The organism is Cesiribacter andamanensis AMV16 (assembly GCF_000348925.1).
GTDB lineage: Bacteria > Bacteroidota > Bacteroidia > Cytophagales > Cyclobacteriaceae > Cesiribacter > Cesiribacter andamanensis.
Window position 1 is genome coordinate 1 of record NZ_AODQ01000108.1, and the last position, 15,198, is coordinate 15,198.

The window sequence follows — 15,198 nt, forward strand, 5'->3', positions numbered from 1 at the left end:
GGCCCTTCTTTCAGCAGGCTGCTGGACCAAAAGACCACCGAAGGCCAGAAGAGAAACGCCACGGCGGCTGCGCCTCCTCTGCCCGGGTAGTGCAGCGCCAGCCGGTGCGCCAGCCAGAACGTAGCCCCAAAGGTGGCCAGCGAAAGCCAGAGGCTCAGCAGCCAGATGTTATCGCCGGTAAGGAGGCTGGGCAGGCTCAGCAACCGGATGTAAAACAGGTTTCGGTCCCAGCCCATAAAGGGGTGCGGCCCGTAGAGAAAACCAATGTCAGAGAGTTCTGCCCAATACGCCGCCGGATCTACCCAGAATGTGGCCGCCAGCTGGGCGGCATCGCGCTGAAACCAGAGAATATCCCCATAGCCATAATAATAGAGATAGAGTGCCACTACCCCACAGCCGCACAGCAACTTCAGCAGCAGGGCCGGGCAGTAGGCCCCGGCAAGGGGCGACTGGCGCCAGTGCCGGTAACCCCACCAGCTGAGCCCGCCCAGCAGCAGCAAGTTAATGAGGAGTACCAGCATGCCGCAGCAGGGATAAACCGATGCTGCAGTGCAGGCAACGCTTGGGGGTACAGAATTCGTTGTAAAGCTCCAGCAGCGCCTGCGAATCGGCAGCGGTGGCGGTGGGCATGTTCAGCCCCTTCCAGTAGCGGATGATGCGGTTATCTTCGGCAGGTAGGGCCTGCAGCAGCTCCACGGCCGCATCAATGTGCTCCTGCTGATCGGTATAGCGCCCCCAGGCCACTCGCAGGGGGGCTACGGTATTGATGAGCAGGTTTTCGGCACTGCTATGGCCCAGGCCATGGACGGCCTGCTTGCTTTCCTTGCCAAAATGGTAATGGGTCTGCCAGTAGGCGGAGGGCTCAACCGCAAAGCCCTGTAGCAACTCCTGCGGACTGCTGTTCAGGAGAAAGGAGAATAGGTTAGGCTGTGCCTGCAGCAGCGCAGCCAGCTGTGCCAGGCGCAGGCTGGGAAAGTTAGCAGGACGCAGGCGGGAAAAGAGCCAGCTGCCCGGGGGTAGCCCCTTGCCTTCCAACTCCCATTTATGCTGCAGGAATTTCCACTCCCGCTGCAGTACATCCACCCAGGGGTGCGTCGCAGCCCCTTCCAGCAATCCGGCCATGCCAAAGAGCAGGGCTTCTACCTGCCCTGGCTGGGCGGCATGGCGCAGTAAGATCGTATGCGGCAACCGGCGGGCCAGTGCTTCCATGGGCTCGGCATTTTTCTTAAAGCCAAAGCCCCGGGCCAGAAACTGCCAGCTGGCTTCTTCCCAGCCCCCCCTGTTCTGCTCTACCAGCTGCAATACCCCTTCGGCCTTGCGCTGCAGCCGCTGCATCAGGGTACGGTCCAGCATGCTCAGGCGGGTAAGGGAATCTACATTTGGCAGTTGCGGCTCGCAGGGAATGGCATGCAGGCTGGCCATCAGCGCCTGGTAGCGCTCCTCCAGCCCGGGGGCAATGCGGCCCTGCAGGCTGGCAACGGGCACTGCTCCCCCTTCCTGCCGCAGGGCGGGTACGCCATCATCTTCCAGCACCACATGCAACACTACTTTGTTATAGGCAGGGTCCAGCTGATGGCGGTGCTGCTGCCAGCCGCTGCTCTTCAGGTGCAGCTCTACGTCGCCATGCCACTGCAGCGCGCCTATTTTCAGGCGGGCTCCTTTAAAATCGGGGCCTGCATCGCGGTTCAGCAGGCCGGGATGGTAAATGGTAATAGGGTCGCCTTCAGCGGTATGCCAGTGCTGCTTGTTGAAGTAGCCCAGTTGCCAGACCAGCTGTATAAAGGCTTCCTGCATTAGTCGTGCTGCTGGCTGGGCAGGTATTTCTCCAGGTAATGGCTCATGTGCTCCTGCAGGCGGCGGGCCTCGGCGGCGGCAGCCTCGGCAAAATCTTCACCATCGGAGGCCCACAGGATGCTGCGGCTGGCATTAACCAGCAGGCCGCAGTGGCGGTTCATGCCCCATTTGGACACTTCTTCCAGACTCCCCCCCTGCGCCCCAACGCCGGGCACCAGCAGAAAGTGATCAGGCGCCAGCTTGCGCACAGCCTGAAGCTCGGTGGTCTGGGTGGCGCCTACCACATACATCATCTGGTGCTTATCGCCCCATACCTGCGAGGTTTTGATGACCCGCTCAAAGAGGCAGTGGTCTTCATCCACATTGAGCACCTGAAAGTCCTGGCTGCCCGAGTTGGAGGTAAGCGCCAGCAAAATGGTCCATTTCCCCTCAAACTCCAGAAAAGGCTGCACGCTATCGGCGCCCATGTAGGGGGCTACGGTAATGGCATCGGCCTTCATATCTTCAAAAAAGGCCTTGGCGTACATTTTAGAGGTATTGCCGATATCGCCCCGCTTGGCATCGGCAATGGAAAAATGAGTGCGGGGAATGAGCTCCAGCGTTTGCCGCAGCAGCTCCCAGCCCTGGGACCCCATGGCCTCATAAAAGGCCGTATTGGGCTTATAGGCCACACAGTAGGGGGCGGTGGCTTCAATAATGCGCCTGTTGAACTCCAGCACCGGGTTGGGGTGGTCCAGCAGGTGTTTGGGAAGTTTGGCAGGATCCGTATCGAGGCCTACACAGAGGTAGGAGCGCTTTTTACGGATCGTTTCGAAGAGGTCCTGATAGGTCATGCCTAAAATTAAAGAAAAACCTTAATCATCCCGAATTATTTGGGAGGGTTTGGTGAGATATAAAAAGGCTTTAGATGAATTCCTGAGGCCTTTTTATTACCTACTGCAGTCTTTGCGAGGATGAAAGACGAAGCAATCCGGCGCCATGCGCACAGAAACCAGATTGCCGCGCGGCAGACCGCTTCGTCCGCTTCGCTTCAACGCAATGACATCGTTTGGAGACAGAAAAGGCCCCAGAAATACATCTGAGGCCTTTTTGTGAGAATATGGTCTTTCTTAACATGGGTAGATAGAGGCTTTTTGAAGATCACACTTTTCTATGATCAGCGTCTATCTTCTATCTTCTATCTTCTTACTGCTACCATCTATCTTCTTCCAACTCAATACTCCCGCATGTCCACCTCGGTTACGCCGGGGTACTTGGCTTTCTGGAAGGTAAAGGTACCGTCGGCAATGGCAATATCAGGCTGAAATTTGCGGATATCGAAGAGGTAGCGGTTGCCGTTCTTTTCGTAGATGGTGAAATTGGTAAAGGTAAGGTCCTGCTTGTTGATCACCAGCTGGATCTTGAAGTAGTTGGTATCGGAGGCTTTTTCGGGCACGAGCTCGATGATGTGGTGCGGCTTGCCATTCACTACTTTTTCTTCTTTATAGAGATACTTGAAGCCCTTGCGGTACAGGTTGTGGATGTTGGAGGGGTTCACATTGTCGCCCACCACGTTCTCAAACTTATCAATGTAGACTTCTTTGGTATCGGGCTGGTAGGTCCAGACCGTTTTGCCATCGGAAATAATTTCCTGGCCGTTCATCTTCAGGCGAAACTGGGTGCCTTTGGCGGTGATCTCTCCCGCGGTTTCGGCATTGGTGCCTACCGATTCGTTGTTGAGGGTATAGACAAAATCGGCTTTAAAGCCGCTGAGCTTCTCGTATTTCTCGCTCACCTTGTCCAGAATACCCAGTGCTTTTTGGTCGTATTGTGCCATTGCCGGGCCCAGGGCCACAAAACAAAGCAGCACGAACGCAACTACATGTTTCATATCGTCATTTACTTAGAATGCTTATTTGAAATGCTATTCAATAATTGTTCCAAAGAGTACTCATCCTGAATTAAAACTTCACGCGCCTTGCTTCCTTCAAAGGGTCCCACCACACCGGCAGCCTCCAGCTGGTCAATAAGGCGGCCAGCCCGGTTGTAGCCCAGCTTCAGCTTGCGCTGGATAAGCGAGGTACTGCCCTGCTGGTGCTGCACAATGACCCGTGCGGCCTCATCAAAGAGCGAATCACGCTCGGCCAGATCCACTTCCAGGGCATTGGGGCCTTCACCTTCGCCATAGTACTCGGGCAGCTGATAGGCCGAATCATAGCCGCGCTGGGCGCCAATGAACTCACAAATATCCTCTACCTCAGGGGTATCCACAAAGGGACACTGGATCCGGATCACATCCGAGCCCATGGACAGCAGCATGTCGCCATGCCCCACCAGCTGCTCGGCCCCACCAGTATCCAGAATGGTACGGGAGTCGATCTTGGAAGTTACCCGGAACGAAAGGCGGGCCGGGAAGTTGGCTTTGATGATACCGGTAATTACGTTTACCGAGGGGCGCTGGGTGGCTACCACCAGGTGAATACCAATGGCACGGGCCAGCTGGGCCAGGCGGGCTATGGGGGTCTCTACCTCCTTGCCGGCGGTCATCATCAGGTCGGCCAGCTCGTCGATCACCAGCACAATATAGGGAAGGAAGCGGTGTCCATGCTCGGGATTGAGGCGGCGTTGCACAAACTTGGCATTGTACTCCTTGAGGTTGCGGCAGCCAGCCTCTTTCAGCAGGTCGTAGCGCTGGTCCATCTCAATACAGAGCGAGTTCAGCGTGTTCACTACCTTGCTGGTATCGGTGATAATGGCCTCCTGCGTATCGGGCAGCTTGGCCAGGAAGTGGCGCTCAATTTTATTGAAGAGGGTAAGCTCAACCTTTTTGGGGTCTACCAGCACCAGCTTGAGCTGCGAGGGGTGTTTTTTATAGAGCAGCGAGGCCAGCAGTACGTTCAGGCCTACGGACTTACCCTGGCCCGTGGCACCGGCAATGAGCAGGTGGGGCATTTTGGCCAGGTCGGTAATGAACACCTCATTGGAGATGGTCTTGCCCAGGGCAATGGGCAGCTCCATGGTGCTGAGCATGAACTTTTCAGTGGTGATCATGGAGTGCATGGACACCATTTCCCGGTTTTTGTTGGGCACCTCAATACCAATGGTGCCCTTGCCCGGAATGGGGGCAATGATGCGGATGCCCAGGGCAGCAAGGCTCAGGGCAATATCATCTTCCAGGTTTTTGATCTTGGAGATCTTTACCCCCGGCTCAGGCACAATCTCATAGAGGGTAACGGTGGGCCCAATGGTTGCCTTAATGCTGCTGATGCCGATCTTGAAGTTGGTAAGCGTTTCTACGATCTTGTCCTTATTGGCCCGCAGCTCGTCCTCGCTCACCTTTATCTTACCTCCTTCATACTCATTAAGCAGGTCTACCGGGGGGTATTGGTAGGTGCCCAGGTCCAGCGTGGGGTCGTAATTTTCCTGGCTCAGCACCTTTTTTACTTCTTCGCTTTCATCAATCACCTCAAAGCCCAGATCGGCCTTGGGCGCCGGGGGCGCCAGGGTGGCAACAGGAGCCGGAGCCCGGTCTTCTACCTCAAAATGGGGATCTTTAGCGCCAGACGAGGGTTGCTCATAGGGTCGCTTAACCGTCCAGGTACGCAGCTCGGCATCCTCATCATCGGGATCGAAGGGCAGGCCTTCATCAGGCGTTGCATCGGCAGAAGGCGGCCAGGCCCCCTCCTCTTCCTCGGCAGTGTCGGCTTCGTCTTCTTCCAGTTCCGCCTCATCTTCCTCAGCCAGCGGGGATATGGCCGGTTGGGCAGCCGTAGAGGTGCTTCCTTTTTGCCACAGGCTGGCCACATCAAAGGTATAGATCACAAACACTACCAGCGCAAACACCAGTACCAGCAAGGTACCCCAGCCCAGAAAATCATAAAACATGCGCGCCAGCTCATAGCCGATGCCGCCGCTCAGAAAGCCCCAGGAAGTAACCAGATCGGTCTGAAAAAGCAGATAGCCCAGAAAGGTGCCTACCCAGAAAATAAAGAAGAAGGAATATTTAAATACCTCGCCCAGGGGCAGTAGTTGCTGGCGGAACACGATCTGGTAGCCCAGCAAAAAGAGCATGGGGGGCACCAGCAGGGCACCTATACCAAACCATTTAAAGACAAAGTAATAGCCAAATACGGCGCCGAACAGGCCCAACCAGTTCTCTACCTCTCCGCCCGATTCGCGCAGGGCGGTATCGCTCATGGCCTCGATCACACTCTGATCGGCCTGGCCGGTAAAGAGATAGGACAAAAAGGCCGTAAACAGGTACACGGCCGCTATGATGAGAAACACCCCAAAGGCCAGTTGAAGACGGCGGTCCTGCACAAAGGCAAGGTTCAGCTTCCAGCGCCACGCTCTCTTTGCCTTCTTCTCTTTGGTTTGCTGTTGTTTAAAGGTATTGCCTTTAACGATATTCTTGGCCATACGACTGGTTGTTGCAGAACAACAAAACTAACAAAAAACAGGGAGATATTTTCCTGCGAAATGCCCCTACTTCCCACATACTTTCTCCCGCTCCCAAAAGCGAACCCCTTCCCCACCAGGGGCTTATTTGGCCGGAATTGTGGCAAGAATGGCCTCGTTGATGCGCCGCACCAGGGCCGGCCCCTCGTAGATAAAGCCCGTATACAACTGGATCAGGGAGGCGCCGGCCGCCAGTTTTTCCAGCGCATCCTCTGGGGTAGAGATCCCCCCCACCCCAATGATGGGCAGCGTACCGCCCGACTGCCGGTGCAGGTAGCGGATCACCTCCGTAGACCTCCGGGCCAGGGGTTTGCCGCTGAGGCCGCCGGCGCCTATAGCTTCTATCTGTGCAGAAGGGGTATGCAAGCCCTCCCGGGAAATGGTGGTGTTGGTAGCGATTAAGCCGCTTAATTTTGTTTCGGCGGCCAGGGCGACGATATCATCCAGTTGCGCCTCGTTAAGATCGGGCGCAATCTTCAGCAGAATAGGCTTGGGCCTGGGCTTGGCGGCATTTTGCTCCTGCAGGCTCAGGATGAGGCGCTGCAGGGGTTCCCGCTCCTGCAGGGCACGCAGATTGGGCGTATTGGGCGAGCTTACGTTCACCACAAAGTAATCCACCACCTTGTAGAGCGCCTCAAAGCAGGCTTTGTAGTCCAGCTCCGCCTCTTCGTTGGGGGTATCTTTGTTCTTGCCAATGTTCCCCCCGATGATGGTCTGGTGCCGGCACTTTTTGAGGCGCTCTACGGCCGCCATTACCCCTTCATTGTTAAAGCCCATGCGGTTAATCAGCCCGCCATCGGCCGGCAGCCGAAACAGGCGAGGCAGCGGGTTGCCTGCCTGCGGCCTGGGGGTAAGGGTACCGATCTCGATAAAGCCAAAGCCAAAATGGGCCAGCTCATCCACCAGCACGGCATTTTTGTCCAGGCCGGCGGCCAGGCCTACGGGGTTGGCAAAGGTAAGCCCAAACAGCTTCCGTTCCAGGCGCGGATCTTTCACTGCAAACTGCCGCTCGGCTGCGGCGGCTACGCCAGGCAGCTGCATCAGGGTCTTGAGGCTGTTGAAGGTAAGGTGGTGGGCCTGCTCGGCTGGAAGCCGGAACAAGAGGGGTCGGATAAGATGGGTATACACAGGCAAGGGGGTGTTTGCCTGCAAATATAGGGGGTATGGGGGAAGTTTGGTGTTTTATGGTGGGTTTTGCAGTTTGGGTTTGTAGACTTGTAGCTGCAAAAAGATTTTGCTGGTTAGCGCTTGCAGCTCGAACCTCATTATATGTCGAGGGGATATCCGGAGCCTGGAATATTTTATACAAGCGAGAAGTTTAAACCAAAACTCAACATCGCAACGGCGAACCGCACAAAACTCAAAACTTCTCAAGAGGTGATCCACTCCAGTGCTTTCTCTCTTTCCTCCAGGGGGTAAAAGCGGACTTCGGCAGTAGTGAAGGGCTTCATCAGGTGGGAGAGCGACTCCTGCCAGCGCTTTTCGCCTACCATGGCCAGCTTGCTCAGATCGGTGGTATGGCGCACCCCAAGGCTCATGTCCATAAAGGCGCCGCCCATGCTCCATCCTTTAAAATCCTGCATCTCGAAGTACCAGCGTACGTTTTTCCAGTTTTCCAGGGTTTCTTCCAGCACCGGGATCAGCTGGTCGTAATCTTCCTGGGTAAGCTTATCGCTGACAAAGGTTTTGATCAGGTTGCCGGTCTTTTCCTTTTCAATACGGATCATATAGGGGTAACTGAGATAAGGGGGTATTGGTTGGGAGAAGGGCTGAGGTAAATCAGCTTCGTCCAGCAGTACCCCCCTGGAAGTTGGTTTCCTTCTTTGGCTGGAAGCCTGGCCATAGGGATCACTCGGCAGGAGCCAAGCGATTGCAGACGTGGCAGACTTAGTATTTGCTGGAGTTGATGTAGTTGTGCCACGACTGCCTGCAATGGCCGGATAAAGCTGGTTGAGACCCTGCACTAAGCAACCAAAGCCGGGGCACAAATTGGCGGCGCCTGCTGATGGCGGGATTAGGCATGTGTGCCACGACTGCCTTTCCACCTCCCCTTAAAAATAGAAGGCTGCAGGGCTTGTCAACCCAAGGCTGGGCACACATGGGGGCTGCCCTTAGCTTCGGGGATGGAATTCCTGGATCACCTGCTTGAGGTAGTCCCGGTCCAGGTGGGTGTAGATCTCGGTGGTAGTGATGCTTTCGTGGCCCAGCATTTCCTGCACAGCGCGCAGGTCGGCACCCCCTTCTATGAGGTGGGTGGCAAAGGAATGACGAAAGGTGTGGGGGCTGATGCTTTTCTTCAGGCCGATCTGCTCGGCCAGCTGCTTGATGGTGGTAAAAACCGTAATGCGGCTGATCTTACCCCCTCTGCGGTTCAGGAATACATAGGGCTCGGCTCCCTTCTGGATGCTGAGGTGGTTGCGCACCCCCTCCAGGTAGAGGCGCATGAACTTTAGCGCATCCCTCCCCACCGGTACCAGCCGCTCTTTGTTGCCCTTGCCCACAATGCGCAGAAAGCCCAGGTCGAAGTACACATTGGTCATCTTCAGGTCGGTGAGCTCGGTTACGCGCAGGCCGCTGCTGTAGAGCACCTCCAGCATGGCGCGGGTACGCTGCCCCTCCGGGGTGCTCATGTCAATGGCCAGCAGCAGCTGCTCTATTTCCTGAAAGCTAAGCGTATCGGGCAGCTTGCGGCCCAGCTTGGGGCCTTCCAGGGTAGCAGAGGGGTCGTGCTTCAGGATATCTTCCAGCAGCAGGTATTTGTAAAAAGCCTTGATGCCGGACAGCATGCGGGCCTGTGAATGGGGGGTCATGCCCAGGCTGTTGATCCACTCCAGAAAATTCTGCAGGTGCACCTCATCCACCTCCAGCGGGCTACAGCTTTCGCTGTAGTCGGCCAGCTTGCGAATATCATTTAAATAGGCCGATACGGTATTTCTGGAGAGCGAGCGCTCCAGTTTCAAATACGCCTCAAACTGCCGCACGTAGGTTTGCCATTGCCCTGTCATAGAGGCAAAATACGAGAAAAGCAGTGAGGGATGGACTATTCGGGGCCCGGAAATTTTGCAGGGCGCCGGATTGGTGTAAATTTGGATCAGTCATGAACCTACACATCCTAAACGGCCCCAACCTGAACCTGCTGGGCAGGCGGGAGCCCGACGTATACGGCAGCCAGTCGTTTGATGCCTATTTTGAGCAGCTGCAGCAGCAGTTCAGCCAGCATCAGCTGCACTACTTTCAGAGCAACCACGAGGGGGCGCTCATCGATAAACTGCATGAATGGGGCTTCAGCAGTGGGGGAATTATCCTGAATGCTGGCGGCTACACCCACACCTCCGTAGCCCTGGCCGATGCGGTAAGCGCTATCTCCAGCCCTGTTGTAGAAGTGCACATCAGCCGGGTGCATGCCCGGGAGGCTTTTCGGCACCACAGCTACCTGAGCCCCGTCTGTGCCGGCAGTATAACTGGTCTGGGGCTGAGTGGCTATGCCCTGGCCATTCACTATTTAGTGGACTACCATTCCCGATGATCAGCTTCTATCCAGGCCCCTCCAAAGTATGGGACAGGCTGCCTGTTTACATGCAGGACGCCTGGCAGTCGGGCATGCTCAGTGTAAACCACCGCAGCCCACAGTTTGCCCGACTCTGGCAGGATCTGGTACTTGAGTTGCACCTAAAGCTTCATATCCCGCCGGACTATCAGATTCTCCCCTTCTCTTCCGCTACGGAATGCTGGGAAGTGATTGCCCAATCACTGCTTGGGCCGGCCGGGCAGAGCCTGCACCTCTACAATGGGGCCTTTGGCGAAAAATGGCAGGAGTATACCCTTCGGCTAACGGGCGCTGCACAGGGGTACCCCTTTGGACTGGACCAGCTTCCCCATCCGCAGCAGCTTCCCCTGCAGGACAGCCCCCTACTGGCGCTTACCCACAACGAAACCTCCAACGGCACTGCCCTGCCCGATGCGTATATGGAGCAGCTGCGGCAGGCTTGGCCGGAAGTGCTGATAGCGGCCGATGCCACCTCCAGCATGGCGGCCCTTGCCCTGCCCTGGCATGCGGCCGATCTCTGGTTTGCCTCCGTACAAAAGGGCTTTGGCCTGCCCGCCGGCCTGGCGCTGCTCATCTGCTCGCCCAGGGCGGTAGCCGCTGCCGAAAAAAGGGGGGAGAATAGCCACTACAACAGCCTGCTTTTTTCGCTGGAAAATGCCCGCAAGCAGCAGACCACCCATACCCCCAACGTGCTGGGCCTCTACCTGCTGTGGCGCAGCCTGAAGGACCGTCCCCCTATGGCCGAAACCGATCGGCTCATCCGGCATCGGCACCGCCAGTGGCTGCAGTTCTGGCAGGAGGTAGGGGTATTTACCCCCCTGTGCCCGGCGCCTGTGCTACAATCCCCCAGCGTGCTGGCCCTGCAGGGGGGCAAAGAAGCGATAAGCAGCCTTAAGCAAGCGGCCCTGGAGAGGGGCTTTTACCTGGGCAATGGCTACGGCCGCTGGAAGGAAAGCAGCTTCCGCATCGCCAACTTTCCGGCACTGACCGATTCGGATATCGACCAGCTGCAGGCCTTTTTGCGGGAATGGTGTGCTGCAAGGGGGTAGGCCTGCCCTTCTGCCTAGGCGGTTTCTGAAAAACCTTAGCGCGTACGCTGGTGCGAGCATGTTGCTCGTACCCCATTTAGTATGATGAGGTACGAGCAGCATGCTCGCACCAGCAAATGCGTAATGGCTTTGCCTCTTCTCTTTCATGCTGACAAAATCAAGGAACTCGCTGAACGGAAACCCTTTTTCAGACACAGCCCAGCCCCTGCCCCATTGCATCCTCAGTAATGCTGCCCAGTTGTTAATTTTATGCCCAATCGTTCATATTAAACAGCCGGGTTTTATAGCTTTGCGCCCATGTTTAGTGCCAAGGAAATTTTCTCCGTTTCTCTCATCCTGTTTTCCATCATCGATATTCTGGGCTCCGTACCCGTCATCATCGATCTGCGCAAGAAAACCGGCCGCATTGAGTCCGAAAAGGCCACCATTGTAGCGGGTATTATCATGATCGCCTTCCTGTTTCTGGGCGAGTCCATCCTGAAGCTCTTTGGCCTGGATGTGCAATCCTTTGCCATTGCGGGCGCCATTATCATTCTGCTGATCGGCTTTGAGATGATCCTGGGCATTGAATTGTTCCGCTCAGAGGTTAGTGAAACCAACAGCCACTCCATTGTCCCCATTGCCTTCCCCCTGATTGCCGGGGCGGGCACCATGACTACTCTGGTATCCCTGCGGGCCCAGTACGAAGTGAGCAATATTATGGTCGGCATTGTCATCAACCTGGCCTTTGTGTACCTGGTATTAAAGACCAGCGGCTGGCTGGAGCGCAAGCTGGGGGTGGCCGGTTTCAACATCATCCGCAAGGTATTTGGCATTATTTTGCTGGCCATTGCCGTAAAGATCATCAAAAGCAGCCTCGAGACCTGGGGCATAATCGGAGGGTAAGCCATGCAGGTAGTGATGTATACAGATGGAGCGGCCAAGGGCAATCCCGGGCCGGGCGGGTATGGAACGGTACTTTTGTACGGCCCCTATCGCAAAGAGCTGAGCGAGGGCTTTCGGCACACCACCAACAACCGCATGGAGTTGCTGGCGGTGATCAAAGGGCTTGAGGCGCTAAAAAAAGACGGGCTGGAGGTGCTCATCTACTCCGACAGCAAGTATGTGGTAGATTCCGTTACCAAGGGCTGGATCTGGGGCTGGCTGAAAACCGGCTTTAAGGGCAAGAAGAATGAAGATCTCTGGCGCAGGTACATGGCTGCCGCAAAGCCACACAAGGTCCGGTTTCAGTGGGTAAAGGGCCATGCCGGCAACCCCGAGAACGAACGTTGTGACCAGCTGGCCGTAATGGCCAGCCAATCCCCTCCCCTGCTGGTGGATGCAGCCTTTGAAGCAGGCATCGGCTAGCACCCAAAACTGTATACCCCCCTCCGAAACCATTTCCTTTTCTCCGGGTTAATTCATAAACCTAATTTTTTGAGCATGACACCAGGAGAAGATTTAGTACACCTACAAAATATGGCTCAGAATATCCTGGAAATAGAAGGATATGTGGGAGAAGGCGATTATGAAGACTTCACCACCGATGAGCACGAGCGGGTAGCCATTTATGAGCTGCTGGGGCAAATAGGCGTGGGCGCCTCCCTTTTGTCCGACGACTTCAAGAACCAGTATGACGAGCTGGACTTTGCCGTACTGGAAAACCTGCGCAATGCCCACTACAACGAGGAGATGGAAATTACTCATACCCCCGTTTGGCACATCATTACCAAAGACCTGCCCTACTTCCGGGAAAAGATCATGGACATCAAGACCAGGCTGGAAGAGCAAATGGACATTGAAGGGGGAAATACCCTCTAGCCCTCTTATACCGTATTACAGCAGAAGGCAGCTTGTTTGGGCTGCCTTTTTCTTTTGCTAGCTTTGCAGCCTATGGCCAATAGCTGGTTTCAGTTTAAACAGTTTCGCGTAGAGCAGGATCGCTGCCCGCTTAAGGTAGGCACCGATGCCTGCCTTTTGGGCGCCTGGTCGCAAGCAGACAGCCCTTCCCGCATCCTGGACATTGGTACCGGTACCGGCCTGCTGGCCCTGATGCTGGCGCAGCGCTATACCGCCCCCATACTGGCGCTGGAACCCGATGCGCAGTCGGCCGCGCAGGCCCGGGAGAACTTTGCCAGCAGCCCCTGGCCCGACCGGCTGCAGCTGCTGGAAACAAGGGTGCAGGAACTGAAAGCCGATACTCCCTTTGATCTGATCGTTTGCAATCCCCCCTTTTACCCCCATCACCTAAAGGCGGCCGATGCCCGCCGCAACCAGGCGCTGCACCAGGAGACCCTCTCCTTTGCCGAGCTGGCCAGCGCCTGTAGCCGGCTCCTTTCACCCACCGGTCTTTGCTATATTCTACTCCCTCCACGCCAGGCAGAGGAGTTTGAACGGGTGGCTTCCGCATGCGGACTTCTCCCGCAACGCAAACTATTGATCCGGGAGCGGCCCGGCTCCCCTATTCACCGAACAGTAGGGGGCTATGGAAAAGGGGTGAAACAGGAGATTCAGGAAGAGGTACTGGAGATCCGGGATGCGGCAGGCGCCTATTCGGCAGCCTTCAGGCGGTTGCTGAAATCCTACTACCTTATCTTTTAGCAGCCTCAGCATTCAGCACTTCCTCCCGCTCCGAAAACTGAATGCCCAGTTCCCGCAACTCCTTCAGGATGGGCTGATAAAGATCGGGCGTTACAGGGATGCAAACCCCCCTGCGCTCCAGCTTGCCCTCTACCAGCAGGCGGGCGGCAATGGCCAGGGGCCAGCCTACAGTCTTGGCCATGGCGGTGTGCAGCTGATCATCGCCCAGGCTCACCAGCGAGGAGTAGAGGCGCTTTTGCACCCCCTGCTGCTGCCAGTCAAAGATGTGCTGCATTACCACCATATCCTTATCCTGGGGCTCAAGTTTCCATTTTTCCTCTAATATGGCCTGCAGTACCTGGGCTGGGCTGCCCTGCTGCAGGGGCAGGGGGTCTTTGGAGAAGAGCCCCAGCCAGGCAATACGGTTATAGAGTTCACTGGCCTGGTCGATCCCCATCAGGCGGCAGAATTTTTCTTCCACGCCCAGCTCCGGATCATAGGCCAGAAAGGCATTGGTAAAGTCGCGCAGGCGCATCTGCCCCAGTCCCTGCATTTGAAAACTGTCATCCGTCATGCCCAGCTGCACCAGCGCATTCCAGGCCTGGCAATAGCCCCTTTTGCGCAGGGTGCCCCGGATGAGGGTAGGGATCTCATCGATGCCATACAGGCTGCGGTAACCCAGCGAATCGCGGTTGGGGTAGCCCTCAAAAGGGGCATAGCCCTCTAGCTCAATTTGCTCTACCCGGCTAAACAGGCGGTGGTAGGGCACATATTTATACTCGCCATTGCGCAGGTAGCGGGCCACCCCCTGTCCGGCCAGCACCACATTGCGGGGATTCCAGCTAAACTTGTAGCCCCAGGGGTTGGTGTCGGACTCGGGCGCCACCAGGCCGCCGGTGTAGGAGCGAAAGGCGGTAAGTGTACCCCCTTCGGTCCTGATACGGTCCAGGGCTTCCATGGCCGTCATGTGGTCGATGCCCGGGTCCAGGCCGCACTCTTTCAGGATCAGGATGTCGGCTTCCCGGGCCTGGGCATCCAGCTGGCGAATCTCTTCCGAGACATAGGAGGCCGAAAGCATGTGTTTTTTATGGTAGAGACAGCCCTTCACCACATGAATGTGAAAGTGCGCCGGCACCATGCTGATCACCACATCGGCCTGCCGGATATGGTCCCACAGTTCCTCCTGCTTAAAAATATCCAGGCCGGTGGAAGCAATACGCTCGTGCGGCTGATCGCCTGCTTTTTGGCGGGCCAGTCCGGGCTCAGCATCGGCAATGGTCAGGCGCACAGGCGCCTGAAGGACATAGCGTTTTAAATACTCTAGTAAGGAAGTAGCGGAGCGGCCGGCGCCGATCACCAGGATATGCTTCATGCGAAAAATGAAAAAACGACAGGGCGGGCAAAGTAGGGAAATAGAATATTTTCCTCAACCCTTTTTGATAAAATATAAATAATCTATCTTAGAAGCCCCTTTTCTAAACCGCCTGGCGAGTATATGCCCACGAAAATTACAAAAACCCTGGAGTACGAGCTCTACCAGACCCTGGAGGAGCTTTCGGCCCAGGACCAGCAGCTGATTCACAAAGCCCGGGAGGCCTGCGGCACCTCCTACTCCCCCTACTCCAATTTTCGGGTGGGCGCCGCCCTGCTGCTGGAAGACGGACAGATAGTGATTGGCAGCAACCAGGAAAATGCTGCCTTTCCCGATGGGCTCTGTGCCGAGCGGGTGGCGTTCTTTGCCAGTGGCGCCCAGCACCCCAATAAACGCATTTAAAAGTAGCCATAGCCGTACACCGGGCGGGCAACGCCCAC

General features: G+C 56.2%; 15 protein-coding genes and 1 pseudogene. 7 read left to right on the top strand and 9 right to left on the bottom strand.

All coding sequences use genetic code 11. The annotated features are described in order from the left end of the window. The 8 genes and pseudogenes from ADICEAN_RS16155 to xerD form a co-directional block, all read right to left on the bottom strand. Positions 1-521 (bottom strand): annotated as a pseudogene (locus ADICEAN_RS16155) (hypothetical protein); the annotation flags it as partial. Continuing rightward, positions 502-1,794, bottom strand: a complete 1,293-nt coding sequence (locus tag ADICEAN_RS16160; protein WP_009196719.1) for a DUF2851 family protein — start codon at positions 1,792-1,794, stop codon at positions 502-504. The gene ADICEAN_RS16160 and the pseudogene ADICEAN_RS16155, both read right to left, overlap by 20 nt. Next, complete coding sequence (gene pyrF, locus ADICEAN_RS16165) at positions 1,794-2,627, bottom strand: orotidine-5'-phosphate decarboxylase (protein ID WP_009196720.1); 834 nt, start codon at positions 2,625-2,627, stop codon at positions 1,794-1,796. Before pyrF ends, ADICEAN_RS16160 begins: the two co-directional genes overlap by 1 nt. Positions 2,628-3,007: 380 nt before the next feature. Beyond that, entirely contained in the window at positions 3,008-3,664 is a 657-nt protein-coding gene (locus ADICEAN_RS16170; protein ID WP_009196721.1) for a LolA family protein, read from the bottom strand. Between the two features lie 8 nt (positions 3,665-3,672). Then, on the bottom strand, positions 3,673-6,192 hold the full coding sequence (locus ADICEAN_RS16175; RefSeq protein ID WP_009196722.1) for an FtsK/SpoIIIE family DNA translocase: 2,520 nt from the start codon (positions 6,190-6,192) through the stop codon (positions 3,673-3,675). Positions 6,193-6,315: 123 nt separating this feature from the next. Next, entirely contained in the window at positions 6,316-7,359 is a 1,044-nt protein-coding gene (locus ADICEAN_RS16180) for a quinone-dependent dihydroorotate dehydrogenase (protein ID WP_009196723.1), read from the bottom strand. A gap of 242 nt (positions 7,360-7,601) precedes the next feature. Further along, entirely contained in the window at positions 7,602-7,958 is a 357-nt protein-coding gene (locus ADICEAN_RS16185) for a SpoIIAA family protein (RefSeq protein ID WP_009196724.1), read from the bottom strand. 384 nt (positions 7,959-8,342) lie between these two features. After that, positions 8,343-9,236: a site-specific tyrosine recombinase XerD gene (gene xerD, locus ADICEAN_RS16190; protein ID WP_009196725.1), complete on the bottom strand. Its 894-nt coding sequence runs from the start codon at positions 9,234-9,236 to the stop codon at positions 8,343-8,345. A 92-nt stretch (positions 9,237-9,328) separates the two neighbouring features. Between xerD and aroQ the strand changes: the two genes are divergently transcribed. The 6 genes from aroQ (at position 9,329) to ADICEAN_RS16220 (ending at position 13,407) form a co-directional block, all read left to right on the top strand. Next, positions 9,329-9,757, top strand: a complete 429-nt coding sequence (aroQ, locus tag ADICEAN_RS16195; protein WP_009196726.1) for a type II 3-dehydroquinate dehydratase — start codon at positions 9,329-9,331, stop codon at positions 9,755-9,757. Continuing rightward, positions 9,754-10,827 carry an aminotransferase class V-fold PLP-dependent enzyme gene (locus ADICEAN_RS16200; protein ID WP_009196727.1) on the top strand — a complete coding sequence of 358 codons (1,074 nt, stop codon included), beginning with the start codon at positions 9,754-9,756 and terminating at the stop codon, positions 10,825-10,827. Before aroQ ends, ADICEAN_RS16200 begins: the two co-directional genes overlap by 4 nt. A gap of 297 nt (positions 10,828-11,124) precedes the next feature. Beyond that, positions 11,125-11,712, top strand: a complete 588-nt coding sequence (locus ADICEAN_RS16205; RefSeq protein ID WP_009196728.1) for a MarC family protein — start codon at positions 11,125-11,127, stop codon at positions 11,710-11,712. Between the two features lie 3 nt (positions 11,713-11,715). Then, positions 11,716-12,174: a ribonuclease HI gene (rnhA, locus tag ADICEAN_RS16210; protein WP_009196729.1), complete on the top strand. Its 459-nt coding sequence runs from the start codon at positions 11,716-11,718 to the stop codon at positions 12,172-12,174. A 111-nt stretch (positions 12,175-12,285) separates the two neighbouring features. Next, a complete protein-coding gene (locus tag ADICEAN_RS16215; protein WP_236612940.1) occupies positions 12,286-12,627 on the top strand; it encodes a HepT-like ribonuclease domain-containing protein in 342 nt (113 codons plus the stop codon). A 72-nt stretch (positions 12,628-12,699) separates the two neighbouring features. Beyond that, positions 12,700-13,407 carry a tRNA1(Val) (adenine(37)-N6)-methyltransferase gene (locus tag ADICEAN_RS16220; protein ID WP_009196731.1) on the top strand — a complete coding sequence of 236 codons (708 nt, stop codon included), beginning with the start codon at positions 12,700-12,702 and terminating at the stop codon, positions 13,405-13,407. Here the strand turns inward: ADICEAN_RS16220 and ADICEAN_RS16225 are convergent. Then, positions 13,397-14,758 (bottom strand): saccharopine dehydrogenase C-terminal domain-containing protein, encoded by a 1,362-nt coding sequence (locus tag ADICEAN_RS16225; protein ID WP_009196732.1) that lies wholly within the window; start codon positions 14,756-14,758, stop codon positions 13,397-13,399. The genes ADICEAN_RS16220 and ADICEAN_RS16225 overlap by 11 nt on opposite strands. A 123-nt stretch (positions 14,759-14,881) precedes the next feature. On the opposite strand from ADICEAN_RS16225, the gene ADICEAN_RS16230 reads away from it, so the two are divergent. Then, positions 14,882-15,160: a cytidine deaminase family protein gene (locus ADICEAN_RS16230; RefSeq protein ID WP_009196733.1), complete on the top strand. Its 279-nt coding sequence runs from the start codon at positions 14,882-14,884 to the stop codon at positions 15,158-15,160. The last annotated feature ends 38 nt before the right edge of the window (positions 15,161-15,198 follow it).

Bases quoted from the DNA above. Each gene is read 5' to 3' on its own strand.
- ADICEAN_RS16215 (WP_236612940.1), top strand. From the start codon at position 12,286: ATGGCTCAGAATATCCTGGAAATAGAAGGATATGTGGGAGAAGGCGAT.
- ADICEAN_RS16220 (WP_009196731.1), top strand. From the start codon at position 12,700: ATGGCCAATAGCTGGTTTCAGTTTAAACAGTTTCGCGTAGAGCAGGAT.
- ADICEAN_RS16160 (WP_009196719.1), bottom strand. From the start codon at position 1,794: ATGCAGGAAGCCTTTATACAGCTGGTCTGGCAACTGGGCTACTTCAAC.
- ADICEAN_RS16230 (WP_009196733.1), top strand. From the start codon at position 14,882: ATGCCCACGAAAATTACAAAAACCCTGGAGTACGAGCTCTACCAGACC.
- aroQ (WP_009196726.1), top strand. From the start codon at position 9,329: ATGAACCTACACATCCTAAACGGCCCCAACCTGAACCTGCTGGGCAGG.
- rnhA (WP_009196729.1), top strand. From the start codon at position 11,716: ATGCAGGTAGTGATGTATACAGATGGAGCGGCCAAGGGCAATCCCGGG.
- ADICEAN_RS16200 (WP_009196727.1), top strand. From the start codon at position 9,754: ATGATCAGCTTCTATCCAGGCCCCTCCAAAGTATGGGACAGGCTGCCT.
- xerD (WP_009196725.1), bottom strand. From the start codon at position 9,236: ATGACAGGGCAATGGCAAACCTACGTGCGGCAGTTTGAGGCGTATTTG.
- ADICEAN_RS16225 (WP_009196732.1), bottom strand. From the start codon at position 14,758: ATGAAGCATATCCTGGTGATCGGCGCCGGCCGCTCCGCTACTTCCTTA.
- pyrF (WP_009196720.1), bottom strand. From the start codon at position 2,627: ATGACCTATCAGGACCTCTTCGAAACGATCCGTAAAAAGCGCTCCTAC.
- ADICEAN_RS16175 (WP_009196722.1), bottom strand. From the start codon at position 6,192: ATGGCCAAGAATATCGTTAAAGGCAATACCTTTAAACAACAGCAAACC.
- ADICEAN_RS16185 (WP_009196724.1), bottom strand. From the start codon at position 7,958: ATGATCCGTATTGAAAAGGAAAAGACCGGCAACCTGATCAAAACCTTT.
- ADICEAN_RS16170 (WP_009196721.1), bottom strand. From the start codon at position 3,664: ATGAAACATGTAGTTGCGTTCGTGCTGCTTTGTTTTGTGGCCCTGGGC.
- ADICEAN_RS16205 (WP_009196728.1), top strand. From the start codon at position 11,125: ATGTTTAGTGCCAAGGAAATTTTCTCCGTTTCTCTCATCCTGTTTTCC.